General features: G+C 57.2%; 21 protein-coding genes. 8 read left to right on the top strand and 13 right to left on the bottom strand.

The window, feature by feature from the left end; translation table 11 throughout:
- Positions 1-80: 80 nt before the first annotated feature.
- A complete protein-coding gene (locus NIBR502773_RS05965; RefSeq protein WP_141155636.1) occupies positions 81-1,289 on the bottom strand; it encodes a pyridoxal phosphate-dependent aminotransferase in 1,209 nt (402 codons plus the stop codon).
- Positions 1,290-1,300: 11 nt separating this feature from the next.
- On the bottom strand, positions 1,301-1,963 hold the full coding sequence (locus NIBR502773_RS05960) for an RraA family protein (protein ID WP_141155635.1): 663 nt from the start codon (positions 1,961-1,963) through the stop codon (positions 1,301-1,303).
- 122 nt (positions 1,964-2,085) lie between these two features.
- Here NIBR502773_RS05960 and NIBR502773_RS05955 point away from each other — a divergent pair, with 122 nt between their 5' ends.
- Entirely contained in the window at positions 2,086-2,982 is an 897-nt protein-coding gene (locus tag NIBR502773_RS05955; protein ID WP_065940451.1) for a LysR family transcriptional regulator, read from the top strand.
- A gap of 12 nt (positions 2,983-2,994) precedes the next feature.
- Here NIBR502773_RS05955 and NIBR502773_RS05950 read toward each other — a convergent pair whose 3' ends face one another.
- A complete protein-coding gene (locus tag NIBR502773_RS05950) occupies positions 2,995-3,648 on the bottom strand; it encodes a TetR/AcrR family transcriptional regulator (RefSeq protein ID WP_141155634.1) in 654 nt (217 codons plus the stop codon).
- 122 nt (positions 3,649-3,770) lie between these two features.
- Between NIBR502773_RS05950 and NIBR502773_RS05945 the strand changes: the two genes are divergently transcribed.
- Positions 3,771-4,988: an MFS transporter gene (locus tag NIBR502773_RS05945; RefSeq protein WP_141155633.1), complete on the top strand. Its 1,218-nt coding sequence runs from the start codon at positions 3,771-3,773 to the stop codon at positions 4,986-4,988.
- Between the two features lie 37 nt (positions 4,989-5,025).
- Here the strand turns inward: NIBR502773_RS05945 and NIBR502773_RS05940 are convergent, their stop codons facing one another.
- Positions 5,026-6,087, bottom strand: a complete 1,062-nt coding sequence (locus tag NIBR502773_RS05940) for an SDR family oxidoreductase (RefSeq protein ID WP_141155632.1) — start codon at positions 6,085-6,087, stop codon at positions 5,026-5,028.
- Positions 6,088-6,243: 156 nt separating this feature from the next.
- On the opposite strand from NIBR502773_RS05940, the gene NIBR502773_RS05935 reads away from it, so the two are divergent.
- A complete protein-coding gene (locus tag NIBR502773_RS05935) occupies positions 6,244-7,041 on the top strand; it encodes a DNA/RNA non-specific endonuclease (protein WP_141155631.1) in 798 nt (265 codons plus the stop codon).
- Positions 7,042-7,050: 9 nt separating this feature from the next.
- Here NIBR502773_RS05935 and NIBR502773_RS05930 read toward each other — a convergent pair whose 3' ends face one another.
- Genes NIBR502773_RS05930 through NIBR502773_RS05920 form a run of 3 tightly spaced genes read right to left on the bottom strand, consistent with a single transcriptional unit; the run spans position 7,051 to position 8,438 of the window.
- A complete protein-coding gene (locus NIBR502773_RS05930; RefSeq protein WP_141155630.1) occupies positions 7,051-7,230 on the bottom strand; it encodes a DUF1289 domain-containing protein in 180 nt (59 codons plus the stop codon).
- Between the two features lie 33 nt (positions 7,231-7,263).
- Positions 7,264-8,166, bottom strand: a complete 903-nt coding sequence (gene dmeF / locus NIBR502773_RS05925) for a CDF family Co(II)/Ni(II) efflux transporter DmeF (protein ID WP_141155629.1) — start codon at positions 8,164-8,166, stop codon at positions 7,264-7,266.
- Positions 8,163-8,438 (bottom strand): metal/formaldehyde-sensitive transcriptional repressor, encoded by a 276-nt coding sequence (locus NIBR502773_RS05920; protein WP_027604004.1) that lies wholly within the window; start codon positions 8,436-8,438, stop codon positions 8,163-8,165. Before NIBR502773_RS05920 ends, dmeF begins: the two co-directional genes overlap by 4 nt.
- A gap of 500 nt (positions 8,439-8,938) precedes the next feature.
- Here NIBR502773_RS05920 and NIBR502773_RS05915 point away from each other — a divergent pair, with 500 nt between their 5' ends.
- Positions 8,939-10,150 carry a YeeE/YedE family protein gene (locus tag NIBR502773_RS05915; protein ID WP_141155628.1) on the top strand — a complete coding sequence of 404 codons (1,212 nt, stop codon included), beginning with the start codon at positions 8,939-8,941 and terminating at the stop codon, positions 10,148-10,150.
- A gap of 1 nt (position 10,151) precedes the next feature.
- Here NIBR502773_RS05915 and NIBR502773_RS05910 read toward each other — a convergent pair whose 3' ends face one another.
- Complete coding sequence (locus NIBR502773_RS05910; protein WP_065923882.1) at positions 10,152-10,313, bottom strand: DUF2986 domain-containing protein; 162 nt, start codon at positions 10,311-10,313, stop codon at positions 10,152-10,154.
- A 164-nt stretch (positions 10,314-10,477) separates the two neighbouring features.
- On the opposite strand from NIBR502773_RS05910, the gene panB reads away from it, so the two are divergent.
- Entirely contained in the window at positions 10,478-11,293 is an 816-nt protein-coding gene (gene panB, locus NIBR502773_RS05905; protein WP_141155627.1) for a 3-methyl-2-oxobutanoate hydroxymethyltransferase, read from the top strand.
- Here panB and NIBR502773_RS05900 read toward each other — a convergent pair.
- The 5 genes from NIBR502773_RS05900 to NIBR502773_RS05880 all read right to left on the bottom strand — a co-directional run bounded on the left by NIBR502773_RS05900 (position 11,281) and on the right by NIBR502773_RS05880 (position 17,711).
- Positions 11,281-12,669 carry a PLP-dependent aminotransferase family protein gene (locus tag NIBR502773_RS05900; protein ID WP_141155626.1) on the bottom strand — a complete coding sequence of 463 codons (1,389 nt, stop codon included), beginning with the start codon at positions 12,667-12,669 and terminating at the stop codon, positions 11,281-11,283. The genes panB and NIBR502773_RS05900 overlap by 13 nt on opposite strands.
- Before the next feature lie 11 nt (positions 12,670-12,680).
- Positions 12,681-13,907 (bottom strand): MFS transporter, encoded by a 1,227-nt coding sequence (locus tag NIBR502773_RS05895; RefSeq protein WP_065940441.1) that lies wholly within the window; start codon positions 13,905-13,907, stop codon positions 12,681-12,683.
- A gap of 206 nt (positions 13,908-14,113) precedes the next feature.
- Positions 14,114-14,632, bottom strand: a complete 519-nt coding sequence (locus tag NIBR502773_RS05890) for a DUF2569 domain-containing protein (RefSeq protein ID WP_141155625.1) — start codon at positions 14,630-14,632, stop codon at positions 14,114-14,116.
- A gap of 80 nt (positions 14,633-14,712) precedes the next feature.
- Positions 14,713-15,753, bottom strand: a complete 1,041-nt coding sequence (locus tag NIBR502773_RS05885) for an alpha/beta fold hydrolase (RefSeq protein WP_141155624.1) — start codon at positions 15,751-15,753, stop codon at positions 14,713-14,715.
- 95 nt (positions 15,754-15,848) lie between these two features.
- Positions 15,849-17,711, bottom strand: a complete 1,863-nt coding sequence (locus tag NIBR502773_RS05880) for a methyl-accepting chemotaxis protein (protein WP_257228283.1) — start codon at positions 17,709-17,711, stop codon at positions 15,849-15,851.
- A gap of 611 nt (positions 17,712-18,322) precedes the next feature.
- Here NIBR502773_RS05880 and NIBR502773_RS05875 point away from each other — a divergent pair.
- The 3 genes from NIBR502773_RS05875 (at position 18,323) to NIBR502773_RS05865 (ending at position 24,235) form a co-directional block, all read left to right on the top strand.
- Positions 18,323-19,249 carry a DUF1837 domain-containing protein gene (locus NIBR502773_RS05875; RefSeq protein ID WP_141155623.1) on the top strand — a complete coding sequence of 309 codons (927 nt, stop codon included), beginning with the start codon at positions 18,323-18,325 and terminating at the stop codon, positions 19,247-19,249.
- A gap of 1 nt (position 19,250) precedes the next feature.
- Positions 19,251-21,758, top strand: coding sequence for a DEAD/DEAH box helicase (locus NIBR502773_RS05870; protein WP_141155622.1), 2,508 nt, complete (start codon positions 19,251-19,253; stop codon positions 21,756-21,758).
- Positions 21,759-22,228: 470 nt separating this feature from the next.
- Entirely contained in the window at positions 22,229-24,235 is a 2,007-nt protein-coding gene (locus NIBR502773_RS05865) for a hypothetical protein (protein ID WP_141155621.1), read from the top strand.
- Positions 24,236-24,450 lie beyond the last annotated feature (215 nt).

Below are 24,450 nucleotides of genomic sequence, written 5' to 3'. Positions count from 1 at the left end.
GAGATCAATGATTTTTAAGTTGTTGTTCTAGGCAGTCAAAAGGCGGCCGTCCGCTGGTCGCCGGGTGTTGCGGGTGGCCGTCAGCGCAGGTCGTGGCATGCGTCTTTGAGGCGACGGCACCCTTCTTCGATCACGTCCAGGGCGCTTGCGAACGACAGGCGCACATACGGCGACATGCCGTAGGCCGCGCCGCTGACCGTGGCCAGGCCGTAGTCGCGCAGCAGGTAGTCCACCAGTTGGGTGTCGCTGTCGAGGCGATCACCCTGGGGGGTGAGCTTGCCCATCAGGCCGCTGACGTTGGCGAACACATAGAACGCGCCATCGGGCGGGATGAGGCCCAGGCCGGGAATGCCCGCCAGTCGCTCCAGCATCAGGGCGCGACGCTGCCGGTATTCCCCGCGCATGGCGGCGATAGGTGCCTGATCACCCGCAAACGCGGCCACCGCTGCCGCCTGGCTCAACGAGCTGGGGCAGGTGGTGGTCTGTGACAGCAACTTGGCGATGGCCGCGATCAACCACACCGGCCCGGCACCAAAACCCAGGCGCCAACCGGTCATCGCATAGCCCTTGGACGCGCCGTTGACGATCAGCGTGCGTGGCTTGAGGTCGGGCGCCAGGCGTGTCAACGGCACATGCCGGGCGTCGCCGTAGACGAAGTGCTCGTAGATCTCATCGGCCATGACCAGCACGTGGGGATGGCCCCGCAACACCTGCGCCAGGGCCAGCAGCTCGGCTTCGCTGTAGACCGCGCCGCTGGGGTTGTTCGGGCTGTTGAGGATCACCCATTTGGTGCGTGGGGTGATCGCCTCTTCGAGGGCGGCGGGCGACAGCTTGAAACCCAGGCGTTCATCGCCCGGGATGATCACCGGCGTGGCATCGTTGAGCCGTGCGATGTCCGGGTACGAGACCCAATACGGCGTGTGCACGATGACTTCATCATCGCGATTCAAGGTGGCGGCCAACGCGTGATAAATGATGTGCTTGCCGCCGCAACCGGCGACGACTTCATCGAGGCCATACACCAGATCATTGTCGCGCTGCAGTTTCAGGCAGATGGCCTGGCGCAGCGCGAGGGTGCCGGTGGTGGCCGTGTAATGGGTGTCACCGCTGTGCATCGCCAGGCTGGCGGCCTCGAGAATGTGCGCCGGGGTGTCGAAGTCCGGCTCGCCCACGGTGAAGTTGACGATGTCACGGCCCTGGGCGCGCAACTCGGTGACCAGGGCGTTGGCGGCGATGCTGGGGGAGGGTGCGATGCCCAGGACGCGGTCCGACAAAAATGCAGTGCTCATCTCGGACTCCTTCACGCCAGGCCGGCGTTGTTGAGGGCCTTGTCGATCCAGCTCTGGCGCACCGCACCGCTGGCGATCTCTGCCTTGACCGCTTCTTCATGTTCGGCATGTTGTGCGGCACGGCGTAGCACTTCGGCGGCGTCGGCCTGGGAGAACGCGACCAGGCCGTCTTCATCGCCCACCAGCAGGTCGCCGGGGTTGACCACCATGCCGCCGATGGACACCGGCACGTTCACTTCGCCGGGGCCGGTCTTGTACGGGCCGGTATGCACCACGGCGCGGGCGTAGCACGGGGTGTCCTCGAAGCTGGCGACATCGCGAATCGCGCCGTCGATCACAAACCCCACGCAACCGCGCTGTTGGGCATACAGCTTGATCAGCTCGCCGATCACCGCGTTGTTGGTGTCGCCCTGGCCGTCCACCACCAGCACATGGCCGGGTTGCAGCAGGCTCATGGCCTTGTAGATCAGCAGGTTGTCACCGGGGCGGGTCTTGACTGTGATCGCCGTGCCCACCAGCTTGCCGCTGCGGTTGTAGCGCGTGAGTCCACGGGCGCCGATATGACGGCCGAGGTTGTCGCTGATATGCGGGGTGACCACCTGGGCAAACGCCTCGACCAGTTCGGCCGGCGCCATGGGCGCGTTGGGAAGGATGCGTGAACCGGGCAAGGACATGGCAAATCTCCAGAATTGTTGGATAGCGATGGGCTATGGCCGGATCTTAGGAGTGATGACGGGAGAGTTTTAGCGATATTTTATGATGTGATAGCATCGCTTTTTTTCATGAGTTGGTCGCCATGATCACCTTCAAGCAAATCGATGCGCTGTACTGGATCGCCGAACTCGGCAGCTTCGAAGCAGCGGCGAACAAGCTGAACATGTCTCAGTCGGCCATCTCCAAGCGCATCCAGGAACTGGAAGACACCTTCGACGTCGAGATTTTCGACCGCAGCAAGCGCAACGCCCGGCTGACGGAGAAGGGCGGTGAGCTGCTCGACTATGCCCGCGACCTGCTCAACAGCCGCGACCAACTGCTCGAACGGGTCAGCGCCCGCGAGGTGCTGGTGCGCCGTTTTCGCCTCGGCGTCACCGAACTCACCGCCTTGACCTGGCTGCCGGCGCTGGTGGAAGCGTTGCGCCAGGCCTACCCCAAGGTGCAGATCGAACCGTCAGTGGAACTGAGCAGCGAACTGTTCCGCAAGCTGGAAAGCGACCAACTCGACCTGGTGATTGTGCCGGACGTCTATAGCGACCCGCGCTTCCACAGCACCGTCCTGCAAAGCGTGGAAAACGCCTGGATCTGCGCGCCTGGCCTGATCCCACACCCCGACCCCGTCAGCCTGGAAGTGCTGGCCGACTACACCGTACTGACCCAGGGTTCGCAGTCGGGCACCGGCCTGATCTACGAGCGTTGGCTGGCCGCGCACAATGTGCAGATGCCGCGCACCCTCACCAGCCATAACCTGCTGGTGCAGGTAGGGTTGGCGTTGTCGGGGATTGGCGTGAGTTATTTGCCCAAGGCGTGTTTGTCGCACTTGATCGAGCAGGGGGCGTTGCGTGCGCTGATTACGCAGCCGCAGTTGCCGAGTATCCAGTATGTGGCATTGCACCGGCTGGACCGGCAATTCGGCCTGAACCAGGACGTGGCGCGGATGGCGCAGGCGTGCTGCGATTTTTCGCGGTTGCTGTTCTAGTCGGCTCGTAGGTTATGGTTTTTTTGCTGCAGGGCTGTGAGGACTGGGCGGTGCGATAGACGCGGCAACATCCCAGCTCATCAGCAACTGGCTGATCGCCGCGTCGAGGGTGGCATGGGGCACGTTGTCCCGCGCCAAGATCGACACCCCCTGCAAAAAACTGTCAAACACACTCGCCATCACCGCTGGCTGGGTCTGCTGCGGCAACTGGCCCAGGCGAATCGCGCGCTCCACACACGCCACAATCCCCGCCCGGGTGCGCAGGCGCGATTGGGTCAATGCATCGGCCACCCGCGCATTCTCCGGGCTGGGCGCACTCATCACGCCCAGCGCGACCATGCAGCCTTTGGGGTGCCCGTCTTCGCATTGCATGCGCGCCGACTGGCGCAACGCGGTTTCGACGGCCTGGCGCGGGGGCAGGGTGTCGTCCCACAGGCATTCGGTGACCTGGGCATAGGTCGCCAGGTAGCGCTGCACGCACTCGTCGAACAGCGCCTCCTTGGAACCGAACGCCGCGTAGAAACTCGGCGCGGAGATCCCGCCACCCAAACCCGCCTTGAGCTGGGCCAGGGAGGTGGCGTCGTAGCCATGCTGCCAGAACAGGTGCATGGCCTGTTCCACGGCGTGTTCGCGGTCGAAGGTGCGGGGGCGGCCCATTTGTGCCATGTCAGGTCTCCAGTGGGAAAACGAGATAAATACTAGTCGATACATAAGTCGTTGACAACGCGGGGTGGTCGCCCGCAACATTTATATCGATCAGTATCTAAGTCTTGCCCAAGGAGTTTCCCGTGACCCCCTCACTCAGCTTATCGGCCTCATCCGAGCGCCTGCCCATCGGTGCCTTGCTCGCCCTGGCGATGACGGGCTTCCTCTGCATCGTCACCGAAACCCTGCCCGCCGGCCTGTTGCCGTTGATCAGCGACGGCCTGGCGATTTCGCCGTCGATGGCCGGGCAGATGGTCACCGCGTATGCGCTGGGCTCGGTGCTGGCAGTGATCCCCATGACCATCGCCACCCGTGGCTGGCGCCGGCGCAATGTGCTGCTGCTGACCATCGTCGGTTTCCTGCTGTTCAACTCGATCACTGCGTTGTCGTCTCACTATGGCGTGACGCTGGTGGCGCGCTTCTTTGCCGGGGTGGCGGCGGGGTTGGCCTGGAGCCTGCTGGCCGGTTACGCCCGGCGCATGGTTGCGCCCCACCAACAGGGCAAGGCACTGGCGCTGGCGATGGTCGGCACGCCGATTGCGCTGTCGTTGGGGGTGCCGTTGGGTACCTGGCTCGGTGGCCTGGTGGGCTGGCGCACCACCTTCGGCCTGATGTCGGCCGTGAGCCTGATACTGATCGCCTGGGTGCTGGTAAAAGTCCCGGACTACGCGCCGCAGCCCGCCCATCAACGCCTGTCGCTGGGCAAGGTGCTGACCACGCCGGGGGTGCGCCCTGTGCTGGCGGTGGTGATCAGTTGGATGCTGGCGCATAACATTCTGTACACCTACATCGCACCGTTCGTGGCGCCTGCGGGGTTGGCGGAGCGCGTGGACCTGGTGTTGCTGGTCTTCGGGATCGCTGCGTTGGCGGGGATTTGGATCACGGCCAGATTGGTCGAGCCGTTATTGCGCAACACCGTGCTGGCAAGCCTGGCGAGCTTTGCGCTCATCAGCCTGGTGTTCGGCTTACTGGGAACGATGCCGCAGGTGATTTACCTCGGCGTGGCGGTCTGGGGCCTGAGCTTCGGCGGCGCCGCGACCTTGCTGCAAACCGCCCTGGCGGATGCGGCGGGGGACGGCGCGGATGTGGCGTTGTCGCTGAACGTGGTGGCGTGGAACAGCGCGATTGCTGGCAGCGGCGTGGCAGGCGGTGTGTTGCTGGACCGCTGGGGCGTGGCGGCATTTCCCTGGGCGATGCTGGTATTGATCGGCGTGGCGTTGTTGATCACTGCGGCGGCGCACGCCCATGGCTTCAAACCGGGGGCGCGCAGTACTGGCAAACCGAACGTTGCCGGCCACTGAAAGAAAAACAGCCGCCAGTGAATAGCGGCCAGTTTCTTCAAGGGATCAACCGCGCTTCACGCAACTGATCGAATACATCAAAAAATGCCTGGTCGCTGGCTTGGTAGGCGGTAAACCCCATCTTCCGGCTCTTGGACATATCGGTGACCACCTCGATCGGGCGCCCAAGGTCGGCATCGGTGTGCCAGGGTGAGACCAAGCGCCTGATGTCGGTTTCTTTCAACCCGTGTTTGGCCGCGATCTCGCTCCAGGCCGCCTGATCATCGGCCATCTGGTGCTCAAGCGGCGACGGTTTGGCCGGGAACTCTGCGGGTACAAGGCCAAAATAATCGGCGATCTGGCCCCACATCCATTTCCATCGAAACACGTCCCCATTGGTGACGTTGAACGCCTGGTTGGCGGCAGCGGGCGTAGTGGCCGCCCATAACTGTTGCTGGGCCAACTGCCGCGCATCGGTCATGTCCGTGAGGCTGTCCCATTGCACGCGGGAGCCTGGGAATACAAACGCACGACCGGTGTGTTTGCAGACACTGGCGTAGACGGCGAGGGTGGTCGCCATGTTCATTGCGTTGCCCACCGCCACGCCGGTGACGGTGTGCGGGCGATGCACGCTCCAGGTGAAGCCGTCCTTTTTTGCGGCGGCGAACACTTCGTCTTCCTGGGCGTAGTAGAAGTTCTCGACGTCCAGGCGGCCTTGCTCTTCGCGGAACGGGGTGTGCGGCAGGCTGCCCTTGCCATAGTTTTCGAACGGCCCTAGGTAGTGCTTCAAGCCGGTGACCAGCGCCACATGCTGCACGCTCCCGGCGGGGCGCACGGCGTCCAGCACGTTGCGCACCATGGCGGCGTTGACGCGGATGTTCTCGGCTTCGGTGGCCTGGCGCGACCAGGTCGTGATGAACACATGGGTGGGTTTCAGATCGGCCAGGGCCTGTTGCAGCGATGCCGGGTCCTGCAAGTCGGCGGCGACCGGAATCACCCCCGGCACCTGCGAGGGCTGACGGGACAGGGCTGCAACGTGCCATTGGTGTTCAAGCAGTAACTGGGTGATGGCGCTGCCAACGATGCCGCTGGCGCCCACGACTAATGCGGTCTGGGTCATAGGTTTCTCCCGAGGATGTAGGGTTCTGAGCCCCTGGGCGTAGGAGAGGTTCAACCTTATCCGTGAGTCTCGCGGCACCAAACACACGAATCAGGGTCCATAAGCCCCGCACGAACATTCGCGCTCATCCGTTACCCTCACCATAAGATTTAAAGCATGTACCTACGCACCATCGCAGTCGGGCTGTCGGCCCTTGTTTTGCTTTCTACCGCTGTAGAAGCCCGCAGTCTGGCAAACCCTTACACCCCCACCGAGCAACGCGCCTCATTCGATGGCTGCGCCGATCTCTTCCCTGGCGCTGCGCCGATCAAGACGGCCACCGTCCCGGCGTCGATGAAGCCGCTGGCGCTGTGTTCCGAGACGTTTGCGGTGCTCTACTCACAAACCAGCAAGACCCCACTGGTGGTGGTCGAACGCCTGAACACCAGGCAGTTGAAAAATGCCAAAGGCGAGGAGCGCACCAACCAGTTCTACGCCGACCCACGCATTCCCAAAAGTGGCCGTGCGGAGCTGAGTGACTACCGCAGCCAGCACCCGGCCATGGACCGTGGCCACCAGGCCCCGGCCGCCGACGCACCCAACGCGCGTGCCATGGCCCAATCCTTCGCGCTGTCGAACATGGTGCCCCAGGACCCCACCAACAACCGCAAGATCTGGAGCAAGGTCGAGGCCGACGTGCGCAAGTTCGCGGTGCGCGCGGGCGGTGACGTGTATGTGTTCACCGGGCCGCTGTTCGACCCGGGCTACAGCACCATCGGCGCCAACCAGGTCTGGGTGCCGACGCGCCTGTTCAAGCTGGTGTACGACGCCTCCAGCCAGCGCGCCTGGGCCTACGTGCTGCCCAACACCGAAACGCGCATCCAGAAGCCGATGGACTACGACACCTTCGTGAAAAGTACCGGGCTCAAATTGCTGGGCAACCTTCCGGTATCCGGGTCGGTGGGGCGCTCCTGATCAAGCGGCTTACCTGGCTTTTTTCAACGCTTTCAAGCGTTGGGTTGCACGTTGCACGGCGGCCATTTTCTCGGGGCGTTTCATGCGTTTCCACTTGCGGATCTCGTCCTTGCTGCGGCCACAGCTGACGCACATGTCGCCGCTGAGCTGGCAGGTGGAGACGCAGGGGTTTTCGATGTCTTTAGCCAAGGTGTCACCTGGAAATGGGGTAAAGGGGCGCACTCACGCCGAACGAAACTCAATGGTGAGGTGGCTCACTTCATGCACCGCCTTGAGACGCTCGCGAAGGGTGTCGGCATCCGTGGTGTCCTGGCCGAGCACACTCACAATCGCCGCGTGGGCGTCGGGGCCCACGCGCCACACGTGCAGGTCGGTAATCCTGGCGTCGCCGGGTTGTTCGACCAACGCGCGGATCTCGGCGGCGACGTGCTCATCGGTTTGATCCAACAGCACACCGGCGGTCACCCCCATCAGGCTCCAGGCCCAGCGCGCGATCACAATGGCACCGACGATACCCATCACCGGGTCCAGCCACACCCAGCCCAGGTAACGCCCGGCCAGCAAGGCGGCGATGGCGAGGACCGAGGTCAGCGCATCGGCGAGCACATGCACATAGGCGGATTTGAGGTTGTTGTCGCTGCCGTGGTGGTGCTCGTGATCGTGGTCATGGCTGTGACCGTGGCCCAGCAACAGCGCACTGACGATGTTCACCAACAGGCCCACGATGGCAATCAGGGTCGCGGTACCGAACTGCACCTCGGTGGGTTCCAGCAGGCGGATCACCGACTCGACGCCAATGCCCAGGGCCACCAGCGCCAGGATCAGCGCCGAGGCGAAGCCACCCAGGTCGCCCACTTTGCCGGTGCCGAAGCTGTAGCGTGGGCTGTGCGCGTGGCGTTTGGCATAGGCATAGGCTGCGGCGGCAATGCCCAAGGCGCCGGCGTGGGTCGCCATATGAAAACCGTCGGCCAGCAGGGCCATGGAGCCGGTGAGGTAGCCGGCGGCAATTTCCGCCACCATCATCACCACCGTCAGCATCACCACCCACAGGGTGCGCCTGGCGTTCTCGTCGTGGGCGGCGCCGAGGAACACATGGTCGTGGGCGTGGTGGGTCATGAGCGTCATTTGGCGTAGCGCCGAATCGCTTCGAGCAGTTCTTCGACACCCTTGCTGCGTTCTTCCTCGCTGAGGGAGGGATCGGCCACGTGCGCCCTGGCGTGTTCTTCGATGATTTCTTCCATCAAGCCGTTGATGGCGCCGCGCGTAGCGGCCACCAGGTGCAGGGTCTTGGCGCAGTCGGCGTCCGACGCCAGGGCTTTTTCCACCGCCTGAATCTGCCCGGCGATGCGCTTGACCCGTTTTATCAGGCTGTCTTTGTTGGCTGCGATATGGCCCACGGTATACCCCCCTACCTATAGTGCGGCGGAGTGTGTCATACCCCACCCCCTATACAAGGTGGCCGCAGCGAGAGGTTGTTGTGTAGCCAACTGGGACCCTGTGGTGAGCGGGCTTGTCGAATCGTCGCACCGCCCGCGTTGGGCTGCGCAGCAGCCCCAAAACCAGGCGCGGAGGAGTACCTGATACACCGCATTCATCTTCATCAGGGGCGCTTCGCACCCCAGCGCGGGACAAGCCCGCTCACCACAGGAATTCGGTCAGCCTGAAATTGTTTATGCAAGACTCAAGACTTTTGGTTAAGTTTTAACCCTTAAAAATCAATTGGTTATGTTGAATTTTAGAGGGGTTGTCGAGCCCTGGCGAGGCTGCGATGGCGGTGGCATCGCTTGCATCTACGTTGCCTGACACACCGCTATCGCAGCCTCGCTGAAGATCGACCACGCCCACAGGTTATACTCGCCCCTTCGCAATCACCCCTTCAAATCAAACCGAGATCCCCATGAGCACCTCTCTTTCCCTCACCCCTGCGCGCAAGCCTGTCGCGCCGCTGGTGGCCTTCGTCATCCTGGTGCTGGGCGCCTTGTTCCTGCAAAACAGCGTCGGTTCGCGCGAGGTGCTGTTGCTGGTGGTCGGCGCCGCGCTGGGCTTGACCCTTTACCACGCTGCCTTCGGCTTCACCTCCGCCTGGCGTGTGTTTATCAATGATCGCCGTGGCGCAGGCCTGCGGGCGCAGATGGTGATGCTCGCGCTGGCGGTGCTGCTGTTTTTCCCGGCGCTGGGGGCGGGCACGTTGTTCGGGCAACCGGTGGTCGGGCTGGTGGCGCCGGCCGGGGTGTCGGTGGTGTTCGGCGCGTTTATTTTCGGCATCGGCATGCAGTTGGGCGGCGGGTGTGCCTCGGGCACGCTGTTCACGGTGGGCGGCGGTAATGCGCGCATGCTGGTGACCTTGTTGTTCTTTATCTGCGGTTCGCTGATCGCCACCCACCATGTGGACTGGTGGTTTGCGTTGCCGGCATTCCCGGCGGTGTCCATCGTCAAGAGCTTCGGCGTGGTGCCGGCGTTGCTCGCAAGCCTGACCATGTTTGCGCTCATCGCGGCCGTCACCGTGCGCCTGGAAAAGCGCCGCCACGGCCAGCTTGAAGCCGGCGTGACCAGCGAACACCAAGGCCTGCGCCGCTTCCTGCGCGGGCCTTGGCCATTGGTGTGGGGCGCGATTGGTTTGGCGTTGCTCAACTACGCCACCCTGGCACTGGCCGGGCGGCCGTGGGGGATTACATCGGCCTTCGCGCTGTGGGGCGCCAAGGTGGCAAACGGGTTGGGTGTGGACGTGGCCAGTTGGGCGTTCTGGCAAATGCCGGGCAACGCCAAGGCCCTGGCTGCGCCGGTGTGGGAAGACATCACCAGCGTCATGGACATCGGCATCGTCCTCGGTGCGCTGTTGGCCGCCGGCCTGGCCGGGCGCTTTGCCCCCAGCCTGAAGATCCCGGCCCGTTCGCTGCTGGCCGCGGTGATCGGCGGCCTGCTGCTCGGCTACGGCTCGCGCCTGGCCTATGGCTGCAACATCGGCGCGTACTTCAGCGGTATCGCCTCGGGCAGCCTGCATGGCTGGGTGTGGCTGGTGGCGGCGTTTATCGGCAACGGCGTGGGCGTGCGCCTGCGGCCGTTCTTTTTCGCGGGTGAGCGTCGGCCCGAAGCGCTGAGCGGTTGCTGAGTTAACCCTCGGGGGACATGTCTGGCGCCTGGGCGGCCTCAGCCGCCAGCTTTTCCCGCTCGGCCTTGCTGATGTACTTATCCTTGGATTTCGGTGCCAATTTGGCGCTGGCCTTTTTGGCTTTGGCCTTGAACAGCTGTTGCAGTTTTTTCTGGCGATTCATGGGTTGTTACCTGGCGTGTACGTGCGCGGATGATACCAGCTTAAAAAACCGCGACGGCTGCCTGGGTCGCTTTTTAGCGCCGATCTGTGCATTGAATCGCCGCGCCTTTCGCCAATACTCGGGCCCCGCATTCCCCGAGTATTGAACGCGATAAGGAACACACCATGAGCCTGCACACCCGCACCAAACGCATGACCGTGCCCCAACTGGTCGCCATGAAAGGCCAGCAGAAAATCGTCTCCCTCACGGCGTACACCAGTTCCATCGCCAGGCTGATCGATCCGCTGGTGGACTTCATTCTGGTCGGTGACTCCACGGCCATGGTCGGCTATGGCCGGGCGTCGACCTTGAGCATGCAGCTCGAAGAAATCATCGGCCACACCCGCGCCGTGGTCGACAGCACGCGCCTGGCCTGTGTGATTGCCGACATGCCATTTGGCAGCTATCAGGAATCCCATGAACAGGCGTTCCGCAATTGCGCCCAGGTGTTGGCGCGCACCGGCTGCGACGCGGTCAAGCTGGAAGCCAACCAGGCGCTGGCGGGCACTGTGGCGTTCCTGGTGGCGCGTGGTATTCCGGTGATGGCGCACGTGGGGCTGATGCCGCAGTTCGTCAACGTGATGGGTGGGTTCAAGGCCCAGGGCCTCACGGCCGAAACCGGCGCGGTGATTACCGAAGACGCCCGCGCCAACCTGGAGGCGGGCGCTTTCAGCCTGCTGCTCGAGGGTGTGGCCGAAGGCGTGGCGCGGCAGATTACCCAGGACTCGGACAGGCCCACCATCGGCATCGGCGCCTCACCGGCCTGCGACGGCCAGGTGCTGGTCACCGAAGACCTGTTGGGCCTGGGCGGCGAGCATCTGCCGCGCTTCGTCAAGCAGTACGCCGATGTCGGCGCGGTGATCCGCGAAGCGTGCGGGCAGTTCGCCGAAGACGTGCGTCACGGCCGCTTCCCCGAAGCGCGGCATTGCTACGGGCTTTGACGGATCGCCTGGGCCAACAGCTGCACGGCCTGGGCGATATCCTTGCTCCAGTCGAGGGTGTAGCTCAGGCGCAGGTGATGCGGCCAGTTGCCGTGCAGGCTGAACAACTGCCCCGGAGCGATCACGACGCGCTGGGCCAGCAGGCGCTCGAACACGTGCCCCATGTCGACCGGGCGCCTGGCCTCCAGCCAGAAACTCGCGCCGCCATGGGGTTCGACCACGTGCCACTCGCCGTGCGTTTCCAGCAGGGCTTCCATGCGCGTCATCCGTTCCCGCAAGGCCGCGCGCAGCATCAGCAGGTGCTGGTCGATGCGCCCGGAGGTGAGCAGCTTGGCAATCGCTTTCTGACGGGTCGGCGACAGGCGAAACCCCCGCTCCAGGAACACCCGCTGCAACTGCGGCCCTTGCCCGCGACACAGCACATAAGCGTAGGGCGCCTCCGCGCCGATCACCTTGTCGAAGGTCGAGAACACCAGCAGTTTCTGCGGGTCGGCAAAGTCGCGATAGCGGGCGGCGGGCGGCTCGAAACACAGCTCGCCGTAGGTGTCATTTTCGAACAGCCAGATGTCCCGCTCTGCCAGCCAGCGGCAGATCTGATGTTTATCCTGCGCCGGCATCACGCCGCCCTGGGGCACGTTCACGCTGGATGACAGCACCACCAGGCGGATCGGCTCCCGCTCGAGCAGTGCCTGGAAGGCGGGCAGGTCGAAGCGCCCGCCCGCGCCGAGGGGCATTTCAATCACGCGGATATTCGCCGCCTGCAACTGGCGCAGCACCGCCCACGAACACGGCGACTCCACCAGCGCCAGCGTGCCACGCAACGCCAGGGCGCTGAGCGAGAGGTCCAGCACGCTGTGCAGGTCCGAGCCGATATACACCTGTTCGGCCTGCCAATAGCGGTGGGTGGATTGGGTGTAGCGCGCGGCCAGCGCCGCACGCAACTCGGGCTCGCCGAACGGCAGGTACAGCGGCGTGAGGGCGCGCGGGTACTGGCGGGCCAGTTCGCGCTCCATCATCAACAAGGGGTTTTCCAACGACAGCAGCATCGCCGGGGCGTCGCTGCTCAGGGCCAGCATGCCCGGCTGGCGGGCGTTGGCGAATACCTGGTCGAGCAAATCAGGCGAACCTTCGCTCAACAGCGGCGCCGGCACGGCCTGGGTGAAATAGCCACGCTTGGGCCTGGCCTGGACACGCCCCTCGTCCTCCAGCAGCGCATAGGCGTACTTGGTGGTCGATACCGACACGCCCAGGCGCCGGGCCAACTGGCGCAGGGACGGCAGTTGGCGTTCGCCTGCCGAAGGGCTCGCCTCGATCAACTCGACAAGGTAGCGGTACACCGCCTGATAGGCGAAAGAAGCGTCGTTGGCGGTATCCATGGTCCCTCGGTTTAGCCAGGCTGGGCCGCCAGGCTATTACTGATGTTGCGCCCCAGCACCAGCACTGTAACAAAACCGCAGCCCACCAGTGCCGTGGCCAGGCTCAACAGCACCGAGCTGCCCAGTTGGTCGACGATGCGCCCGCCGAAGAACGAACCCAAGGCAATGATCACCTGGAACAAGGCCACGAACAGCGGCATGCCGCGTTCGACATCCTTGGGCGCCACCACAAACATCCAGATACTGGCACAGGCCGGGAAGGCGCCGAAGGCGAAGCCCCACAGCCCGATCAGCATCGCTGCGCCGGTCATGCCGGTGGCGAAGTGGGGGAACAGCGCGGTGCTGGTGCCGATCATCAGCGCCACCAGCAACAGGGTGTGACGCACGCTGCGGTTGGCGGCGAAACCGGCAAAGATATTGCCGAACACCCCGGCCACGCCGAAGAGCAGCAACAGCGAACCAATCGTCGGCCCGTCGAAGCCGGAACTGTATTTGAAGAACGGCGCCACATAGGTGTAGGCCGCAAAGTGCGCCAGGCCGATCAACAGCACCGCGATCAACCCGATCCGCGCCTGTGGGTTGATAAACAACGCCGGCAGGTCACTGATGCGAATGGCCTTCTCCGGGGTGAGCCGCGGCAGCAGGAACACCTGCGCCAGCAGCACCGGCACGCCCAGCAGCGCGGTGACCAGGAACGTCATGCGCCAGCCCATCAGGCCGCTGAGCCAGGTGCCGACCGGCACGCCGAGCACGGTGGCCAGGGTCACGCCCATCATGATGATCGAGGTGGCCTTCGCCACGTCCACACCCCTGGGCGCCAGGCGCCCACTGAGGGCAATGGCCGTGGCCCAGAACCCGCCGATACTGATGCCCAGCAAGACACGGCCGAACAGCAGCAGGCTGAAGTCACTGGCAAAGGCCACCACCGAGTTGGCGATGATCATGATCAACGTCAGGCCGATCAGCAGGTAACGCCGGTCCATCGCGCCAATGCTCACCGACAGGAACGGCGCAGCGAGGGCGGCCATGATGCCGGGCAACGTCACCATCAGCCCGGCGTGGCCGGCACTGATACCGAGGTCGCTGGCGACGTCGTTGAGCACACCCACCGGCAGGAACTCACTGGTCACCAGGGCGAAAGCGCCCACCGCGACCGAGAGGATTGCCAGCCACTGCTGTTTGACGCTTTGCTGATTATGTTCGGGACGGCCGCTGGGGGCCTGGAGGGCACTTGGCATGATGCTGGGTTCCAAGGGGGATGTCGCCTGTGTCCAGGCGAAGGGGAAGAATTGGGAGGCGATTATAGGAATCGGGCCTGGCCACCCTATAGGCGAGCGGTTCGATAGTAATCATCAGTGCTATCGATGTGAGAGGGGCTGCGTAGTTCAGCGGCATCGCCTTGGCAGCCTGCCAGTCAGCCGGCAGGCGCTCGATGCTCACCGCGTCAAGGGCTGACGATGCCCGGCGCTTGCGCCGCAACCGGCCGGTGTTGGACAAACGTTGCCTTGACCCTTTTGGAGAACAGTATGTAGGGGACCCAGATTGAGGTGGACACCAATCCGCGGACGGTTTCCTTGGTCGTGTTGTAGTCGAATATGGGTTCATCCACCAGAACAAGCGAGCTGAACCATGCATCAAGTGGAACGTAAACAGCCGAGGCGATGAGCGTGACGATATAAACCTTGGGGAATAAATAATGTTCGCAGAAGAACAGGTAAACCAAATAGCCAAAGGCCGCGATAAAGACTGCATTGACGAGGGTTTCTGAAATCAGGATCGCGCCCCACAGGGCGTTAGTCATCGTCGTGCCGGATGAGGTGAGGAGACTGAACGAGCCATCTGCGAATATCGGGTAATACACCGCGATAAGGGCATAACCCAGGCGCGCCAAGGCTATAAACAGGCCCAAGCCAACCACGATCAACCAACCGCCAAGTCCCTTCGGGTGTTTACTTTCTTGCATGTTCGCTCCGCAGTTCAATAGCGTTAAAACGATAAATAGTCAGCCGTGGCTCGACACGTGCTCTAAGGTCGATGCCTGCTTTACTGTCGAAACGATCGGCGTAAAAACTCACTGATCAGCCCCACCACCTGCTGCTGAATCACCGCCCTCGGCCGGGCCCCCTCACCATCGCGGCAAATCATGCCGTCGCCTGGCGAACCCTCCTCAATCAGCGCCATGCCCCCCGGCTTGCAGATCGACATAAAGCTGAAGTGCGTAGCATCGGCGATCTCCACGTACTTCGTCATTGCTTCAGGCAGCCGCTTGACCATGTCGGCGGACTCCAGCTGCGGGTCCATATCCTCCGATGGCACGCCCCCCGCAATCACCAGCGCCGGTACCGGCAATGCAGCCAGGCTGGCGTCGGTGAAGCCGCGGGACAGGCCCAGGTCCAGGGACACGATGGCGGTGACGCGCTTGTCGCTCAAATCAGCGGCCAAGCGCGCTTTACCTTCTGGCGTGCCGGCGGGGTTCATCTCCTGGTAGCCGATGCAACCGCCGAGCTTGGGGTAAACGCTACAGTCGCGGCTGAACAGCTCGGGGTCGAAGCGCGCCCCGGCGATTTCCAGCACGGTCCAGCCGCCCAGGGAATGGCCCACGGCGGCGATCTGGCCTTTCGCGACCGCGCCAAATAGCTTCGGCTGAGCCAACACCGCGTCGATCACGCGGCTCAGGTCGGCCGGACGTTGCCATAACTGCGCGGCGGTTTGCGGGTTACGGTCTTTGGTGGTGGTGCCGGGGTGGTTGACCGCCGCCACGATGTAGCCCTGATGCGCCAGCGCACTCGCCAGCCAAACCTGCTTGCCCCAGTTGCCGCCATAACCGTGGGAGAGCACCACCAGCGGATGCTCACCGGCAGCCGGCGGCGCGTCGGGTACGGCGAGGGCACCGATGAACACCGCGTTGTCGGCGATCAGGGTGGGTTTGGCGGTGGTGGTAGCGGGGTACCAGACGACCAGCTCAAGTGGACGCTTGTCTTGTGCATCGGGCAGGGTGACGGTCTTGAAGCCGACGGGGTTTTCGGCGGCGAGGGCGGGAGCGGTCAGGCACAGCAATAGCAGGGCGGCGAGGGCGTTTTTCACGGTTGTTATCGTCCTTGATATGAGCGACGCATCATGCACTGAATCCCCCGTTCAGTGCCATGAGCCCCGCGCCATTTTTTACCTGCCGTTAGCGCCTACCCATGGGTCAACCCCGTCAACGTATCCGCAATGGTCTTGGTCCGTTGCGCCGTACCCTCCGTTGCTCGGCTCGACGCCTCCAGCACATCCAGCATCTCCCGCAGCGCACCCACCCCGGTGGACTGGTCTTCAATCTGCTGGGCCACCCGCTGGATCTCACTCGACAACAAGTCGATATCCACACCAATTTCCGCCGCATTCTTGCGCGTGATTTCCGCCAGCTTGCGCACCTCGTCCGCCACCACCGCAAAGCCCCGGCCCAGGTCGCCCGCGCGCGCCGCTTCAATCGCGGCATTGAGTGCCAGCAGGTTGGTCTGCCCGGCGATCTGCTGGATCACCTGCACAATCGACTGGATACGCAAACTCGACCCCGCCAGCGTGCGCGCCCCCTGCACCGCGACATCCGCCTGGCTCGACAGCCCCTCCACCGTGGCCCCGGCCTGGGCAAACACGCTGTTCTGCTGGCCAATCGTGCCCACCAGTTCATCCATCGAGGCGTGCAACTCGCCGGAGTAATGCTTGAGCTGCGAAGCGATGTCCTCCTGCTGACGCTCGGCCTGGGCCAACACCAGGCCCAAGTCGGCCAGGCCCTCGAAGACTGGCAGGATATTGCGGTCCAGGCCTCGGGTATTCAGGGTGTCGGTGAAGTCATTGTTCTTGAACGCGGTAATCTGCTTGACCACCACATGGTTCAACCCCGCCAGCTTCTTCACCTGACGCCGTAGGAAAAACGCCTTGAACTCGCCGTAATGGGCGATGAAATTGTCCACGTACTCATCACTGAAACTCGCACCCTTGGCCACCCGAAAGAAGAAAATCGCCGTCAGCGTCTGGTTCAGGTTCAGGCCCAGAATCTCCCCGAAGGTCGAAAACCCCGCCAACGGCACATCCCCAAAAATGCCGGCCATGCTGCCCAGCTCGGCGCCGTTGTTCAGCCGGCGCAGAATGCAGTCATTCAAAATCCCCGCCACCGGCTGGCCACCCTTGCCGCGCAGGAACTGCTCATAGTCCAGGCGCGTCGCCTCCCGCAACGGCGTACGCCGCACCATCACCAACTCCTCGCCCGGCGCCACGTCGCAAAACAACTGCACGATCTGCTGCTCATAATCGATGCGCGCGATAGACCGCACAAACAACTCACTGCCCACCCGAATCGCAAACGAATAATCCGCCAGCTTCGACTCCAACGCCTGGGGCGCGCAACTGAACGCATCACACAGCGCCTGCACCATGCTCTTGATATTGCCGCTGCTGTCGATCACCTGGTCAATGGTGCGGTCCTCCACCGACGCCGTCAGCACACTGAAGGTCAAATCCGCCGCCTTGAAATTCTGGCTCTTGAACACCCCAAACCGCACATGGGCCGCCGTCTTCAGGAACACAATCTGCGCATGGTTCTGATAACTGCGTTGGCCGTCATGAATCATCGTCTTCTGGAAATCCGACTTACCCCCGGCCGATCCCCCTACGAACAAACACGGAAACCGCCCCGACTCATACAGCGCCTCCATAAAAAACGACTCCGACGCCGACAACCCATCGAACACCACATACGCCAAGGTATCGCGATGATCGATCGACGTACGCACCTGCACCCGCTTGATATTCGCCACCAATTTGGCAATCCGCTCCTGCATCCCCAACCGCTTACCGCCACCGCGAATGTCCTCACACTCCAACGGCACCATCACCACCTCGGCCGAGGCGATCAGACTGTCGTCGAACAACTGCAACACAACCCGGTCCCAGCGCTCACCGGTGGCGCAATACAGCGAACCGGGCGCATTGCAGAGCTCGCCGGAGGTGGTGCACAGGCTGAGGGTGGACTGGGGGAAACGGCGCTTGAGCTTGGCGGCGATGGCGTCGATGTCCAGGTGGGGGAGATGAAACCGGTGATCAGGGTGGGGGTGATACGCAGGGCCGTGAGTGCGGCGTCCAGGTTGTTGGCGGTGCTGGTGAGGGTGGTGGTGCCTTGGCGAGCGGGCCGGGATTTTTTCAGGAGGGAGAGTGGGTTCATAGGGTGGGCTCGGTCGGGTGGGGATGCGGGGGTAGGCATGTGGTTAGTAGGGTTATCGGCAGGTTGGGTGGGGGCTGGAGGGGGATGTGACGGATGGACGCGGGTGGGAAGAGTCGGACCATGACATCAAATATGTCATTTGCATTCAGAAGAACGCCTCAACGATTCGATGAGTTTTGTCGATGTACTTGAACGTGAGCTTTGCTTTCGGGCGAGCGGTGATAAAGATCCACAAAAGATCGCTCTTGGTCGACTCCTACACTCACGCATTTGCTGACAAATGGCTGGCGGACTAACAGAAAACGGGATTTACTTGAGATAAAGAATGATGTCACTATGGCACCATTCTGGAGTGATAATCTGGTTTTGCTGTTTCGATTTTTAGCCGATTTGATTTTTTAATTAATGGGAATTAAATAGTAGTCAATATGATTTCCTTATGAGAGACAAGGAATGGTTAAGCTAAAGGATATAAATAATTTTATTGCTGTTGATTTGGAAGATTATAAGCAGTGCCTGGATTCTGTCGAGCATACCCAGGTAACTAAAAGCTTAAAGACAAATTTGAGGTTTCATCATTTAAAGTTTGATGGCAACGGGCGGCCTATGTCAAAGGCCTTAGCGGAGCTACTGTATCAATATATAATCCACTATTGTATTGCCGCTAAAAATAGACCCTCAGCTATTACTGCGAAAGAGTCAGCGCAGCTCATAAAAGAAGCACGCAAGCTCTTTCGGCACCCGGATATTACCGACGATAGTCCAGATAAAACCGGAGAGGCCGGAGAAGCTCTGCTATTCTTCCTTATGGAGGCAATAATCCAAGCTCCACAAATTGTTTCTAAAATGGAGCTTAAAACTAACAGAAAGCTTGAGGCTAATGGATCGGACGGCATACATGCAAGATGGAATGAAAAAGATGAAATCGTAGATTTTTATTTTGGTGAGGCTAAGTTATACCAAAAAATAGATGATGCAATTGCGTCAGCCTTAAAGAGTATTGAAGCGTTTCATGTTGATGAGATATACAAGCACGAATTTACAATGATAACTAAGCATTTTAAGTATGCTGATTCGGAAGTGCAAAAGGCCGTTACTGAGCATATAAAACTTGGCGAGCCTGGGCCGGGTGCGCGAGTCAATCACGCTTGTCTAATAGGTTATAATTGGGATGAGTATGATAACAAAAGTAATAAGAGTAGCAGAGAGCTCGCTCAAGAGTTTAAAGAGAAGCTCAAAGAAGCAACGTCGTTTATAGCGGCGCAACTTGATAAGAAGCTGGAAGGGTTTTCTAGAAAGCACCTTTGCCTAGAAGTGTTTTTTATTCCTTTTCCCTCAGTGCAAAACTTTCGAAATGAATTTAACGAAGCCTTAGATTAATATGGATATTAATGTAGAAGATTTTCAAGAAGATATTAATAAGCTTTTTGCCTATAGCACTCTGCATTTGCTCCCGGCCCGTAATGAGCCAAAGAAAATATCTTTAGCTGAGTCCAAAAGGCTTATAGGTATTGCTTCGATATTATCTATATCTGATGTCTCGGATGAATTGTCTCTTGCGTATGAAATTATAAGTCGGTTAATAGAGTGCGAATCAGATTATGAAGAAAATATAGCTCAGGCGGCAGATATTATTCTTTCAAGAATAGGAAATTTTCCTGGTCGAGATCTTCTAAGGAGCCGTTTTAGAGCTCTTGAGAATTTTTCACCAGCGCTAATTCTCTCTCTGGAAAGGCTCGCCAGGGAAATCGAAAATACGACCGAAGAAGGCGTAAAATTAACTGACTTTCAACATAGATTTTATATGGATCTGGAAAAGCAGAAGTCTCTTAGTATTTCAGCACCAACTTCAGCAGGGAAATCATTTATACTGAATCTCGATTTGGTGAGACGGCTAGGGGCTGGGAAAGAACATAATATAGTTTATATAGTGCCTACTAGAGCACTGATTTCCGAGGTTTCCGCTCGAATAAGAAAAACCATAAAGATTAGACAGATAGCTGGCACAATAGTAAGAACTGCTCCATTTCCTACAAAAGATAGTGCTCAGTTAAAAAGTGTGATTTATGTTCTGACTCCAGAGCGATTGCTAAGTCTTCTAAAACCGGAAAATAATAAGGCGAAAATAACTTCATTATTTGTTGATGAGGCTCATGAGATTCAGAAGGGTAACAGAGGCGTAATTCTGCAGAGTGCCATTGATCTTGCGCTTAGCCTGCATCATGGTGCTTCAGTTTTATTTGCAAGTCCTCTAATAAGTAATCCTGGTTATTTTCTGAGTCTGTTCGGGCGGCAAGGTGAGGGATCTTTTTTTACTGAGACGGTTTCTCCCGTTTCTCAAAATCTGTTACTAATATCTGAGGTCAGGAGTCAGCCAACGAAAATTAGTGTGTCTTTGTTAGTTGCAGATAAAGTTATTGATTTGGGCGTGACACCGATTAGTTTTAAATTTAGAGGGTCTAAATCTTTTCAGCGAGCAAGTTTTGCTAGTGAAATAACCCAAAGAAACGAATCTACTATTATTTTTGCTAACGGTCCCGGGGAAGCAGAGGCTGTTGCGGAAGAGTTAATCGCTATAAATAGAGGCTTTATTGCAACAGATGAAGTAAGGGACTTTATTAATTTTATACGATCTGAAATTCATGAAGAGTATCCTTTGGCTAGGACGCTTGAATATGGTGTTGCTGTGCACTACGGTGATATGCCTTCAATCGTTAGATCAGGTGTTGAAGACCTTTTTAAGTCGGCTGAAATAAATTTTCTATGTTGTACTAGTACTCTCCTGCAGGGTGTTAATCTACCTGCAAAGCACATAGTAATAGAAAATCCCTATAGTGGGAACAGTCCGATGTCGAGGTCGGATTTTCTCAATTTGTCAGGTAGAGCAGGAAGACTTTTACAGGAGTTCCATGGAAATATTTGGTGCATAAGGCCAAGTGAGTGGAGTGAGCAGTCTTACACTGGTGAAAAGCTGCAAGAAGTTAAATCGTCTATGTCCAAATTAATGGACGATGGCGGTAAAATTATTGAACAGCTACTTTCAGGTGGTGTTAGTGAGGAGTTTAAAAGTCTTGCTGAAGCGGGTTTTAGTCGTCTTTATCAAGAAATACAAAGTGAAGGAGAAGAAAAGGTAGTTTTAAAATATGAAACTAAAGAAAATGCTGAAACTTTAGCAAAGAATTTAGAGAGCTTGCGTAATATATCTATCACTCTGCCTCGAGAGTTATTGGATTCACATAGCAGTTTGAGACCAGACCACCTGCAAAATCTATACGACAAGCTTTTTAGCGCAGTTTACACAGAAGAGTTTTCTTTGATAAACCCTTTTATGAAGGGAGGTTATGAAAGAATGAATAACGCAATAAATATCATATCTGATGTTTTTGGCTGGGCTGAAAATCAGAGGTTCAGGAACGCTGTCGTTTATATAGCCCATCAGTGGGCAACGGGAGCGGCTATATCTGCTCTTATAAAAGATCGTGTTAATTATGTAAAAAGAGAAGATGAATCGGCAAGTGTGTCCGTAGTAATAAGGGCGCTCTTAAAGCTAATTGAGACGGAAGTTAGGTTTAAGCTTGTAAAATACTTTAGTGCTTTTGAAGATGTAATTAAATATTGCCTGCTTCAGAAAGGTTTTAGTCAGGACGATGCTAAGCAAGCAGCCTACCATACGTTTCTCGAGTTTGGTTCATGTTCTCCTGTTGAGTTAAGCTTAATGTCACTTGGTTTCTCACGGTTCACGGCCTTGCGGTTAAAAAGTGCTATTAATTGGGGGGATGCTGTCGAGATTGAAGACTATTTACTTCTTCTTGCTAAAGTAAATATTTCAAGTTTGAAAATGCCTAAGGTTTGTCTTAGAGAGATTAGTGATATTCTCGGTCAGCAATAGACGTGTCCAGCGAAAAAAGGAGACGGATTTATTTGATTAATAGATCTGTCACCTTTCACGAACGTTTATGCAGAAAAATTCAGCTTAATCCTCAGCAGTACTTAGGGATAATTAGGGTCAGACCACCATTAATTCAATTGTGGTCTGACCCTGTTTTCCATAAAGCGGACGCACCGCAGTGCTGAGACGGCATTTTTCCTCGAAGAGAAGCTGCTCATGAAAATCCTCGGCACTTTTAGTTAAGGTGCCGTCGCCCTGAAAGGATTAGCTTGCCTATCGAGCGTCACTGAGAGGTAAACAGCCGTACTGATGAATCTCAGCGAATGTTAGATGACGTCGAAGACCTTTTCTTCATGATGGCATTTTGGTGTATGATGCTGGTCTTATGACTACTCAAAGTTTTTATGTAGTTTCCCTAATAAAACCTTAAGTATCGGCCAAACACGGTCGTATTGATAAGATAAGAGAACATGGAAAGTCCACTAATCAACCTTGCACTACTTGAAGCTCTAAAGTCTGAAAAATTTACTGACGAAATTGATCTTTTTTTACCATTCGTCGCTGTAACAATACTAGAACTTGGGATGCCTACGGTTCAAGCTTCAGATATACAGTCGAAGTTGGCTGATTTATTTGGCTTTCGCCCGCCAATTTCCGCAGTTAGAGTATTGATGACCCGAGCAAAAAATAAAAATATTCTAATCAGAGAGAATCACGCTTATATACCTTGTGCAGAAAAAATTCATGAGTGGTCTAATGGATATGCCAAGAAAAAAGAAGACCTTGAAGTCTCACTTGGTAGCTTGAAAAGGGCTTTTGTCGAATTTACAGATGAAAAGTTTCAGAAGGATCTAACCCTGCCTAAAGCGGAGAGTCTGATTTTTCAGTTCATAGAGGAAAATGTTTCAGCAACTGTTAGTCATAGAGCTTACAATAAGGCTGAACTGGAAAATAGCATCAAGAACACAAATCATATTACTGCATCATTCATTAGCTATATACACAAAAAAGAACCTTCGTTGCTGGAGCATTTCGGCAGATGTGTTAAGGGTATGCTGCTTGCGAACTACCTTTATTTTGCGGACAAGCGAACCACAAAGAAGACTTTTGAAAAAATATCGGTATATCTAGACTCCCCGCTCGTGATTGGCTTGTTAGGTTTTAACGGGGCGCTTAATAAACAGGCTAATGAAGAATTCGTAGAGCTTTTGATTTCGCTAAAAATTAAAGTATGCATTTTTGATAAGACATTGGATGAAATTGAACGTCTTCTTTCAGCTTGGAAAAATGATATATCGAGGAAGGTTTTTGGACGTTTTAATACAAAAACGTTAGAGCTTCTAAGGTCCCAAGGTTACGACGAGGCTCGTCTAGACACAGAGATAAAAACCCTTCATCGGACTATTGAGAGTAAAGGGATCAGTGTGGTAATCGGCTTCGCCGCTAAAGAGCGATTCCAGTGCGACGAAGGCGCTCTAGAGCAAGCTATTGCCGAAAACTTTAAGAAGGATAAAAATCTTGAGCATGATACTGTTTGTATCTCACGTATTCATAACATGCGAGAAGGACGTTTTATTAGGGAACTTAGCGATACTTTTTCGGTGTTCGTCACAAGAAATACGGGACTAGCCAAGTTTGCTAATGGTTTTTTCAGCAAGAATAACTACTCCAGTCCTATTCCAGTTGTTGTATCTGAACAATGGATGACAATAATGTTCTGGCTTAAGAATCCTGACATCACAAGTAAGCTGGCTACTGACCAAGTTGTGGCGACTGCTTATAGCCTTCTTTACACGGATGACAAGTTTTGGGAAGCATTCTTAGATCGTCTCGATTCCATCAAGAAACGTGGAGGTATTTCTGAAGAGGATTTCGTGTTAGTTCGCTGGGACTCTGACCTTCTTCGAATGGTGCAAGATGTGTCTGTGGATGTTGGAGATGACTTTTCCGAAGAAGATGTTTTTGATATCGTAGACGGAATAAAACAAAAATACCTAATTGACTCCAAACAAACCATTGCCGAGCTTGAGCGGCTACAGGCCGAAGAAATCCAAAGGCTGCGAGCTCTTGCACTGGTAGAAATAGCTTCCGAGCGAGAAGCCGGAGATGCCGCACGCGCCGAGAAAGACAACATAGTTTTACAGCACAAAGCTCTTGAGAGTAGGATTCGAAAGTTTTCTCGATTCGTAGCGCGTTGCATATCAATCCCGACGTGCGTCACGCTTATAATTCTTCTAATAATTGCGAGTATTCAATCACTGCCCGCAGGAGTCCTCCCTCAATTTATGGAGGATCCAGAACTCGTTGGATTGTTTAAGCTCTCGGCAACTACAATAACTATTACATTTATAACTACCGCTGTCTGGGGAGTGTCAAGTTGGGTTTTCGGCCTGGACGTAAAAAAAATGAATAAAGCTATGGAGGATTGGTTAACAAATCGAATTCTCGCTCTTTTTTTGGGAAGGCCAGATAATTAATTCCAGATTTTCGCCATTTTCCCTCTGCTAGGCCCTCCTGACTATGCTTGGTTTTCTGGCTACGTTATGGAAACGTGACATTATCGCCATTGGTGTATGGTCATTATCGGATGATTAAAATTTAGGAAGTTAAGGTAAATTAAGGGGGCAGATTTATTTACCCCGCAAGACAATCGCCGAGTCGTCGTAAAAGTGGCCACAACGACTCAGCGACC

Source organism: Pseudomonas sp. NIBRBAC000502773, assembly GCF_006517195.1.
GTDB classification, from domain to species: Bacteria; Pseudomonadota; Gammaproteobacteria; order Pseudomonadales; family Pseudomonadaceae; genus Aquipseudomonas; species Aquipseudomonas marginalis.
The sequence above is the reverse complement of the archived record's forward strand: the minus strand, read 5'-3'. Positions and strand labels throughout refer to the sequence as shown.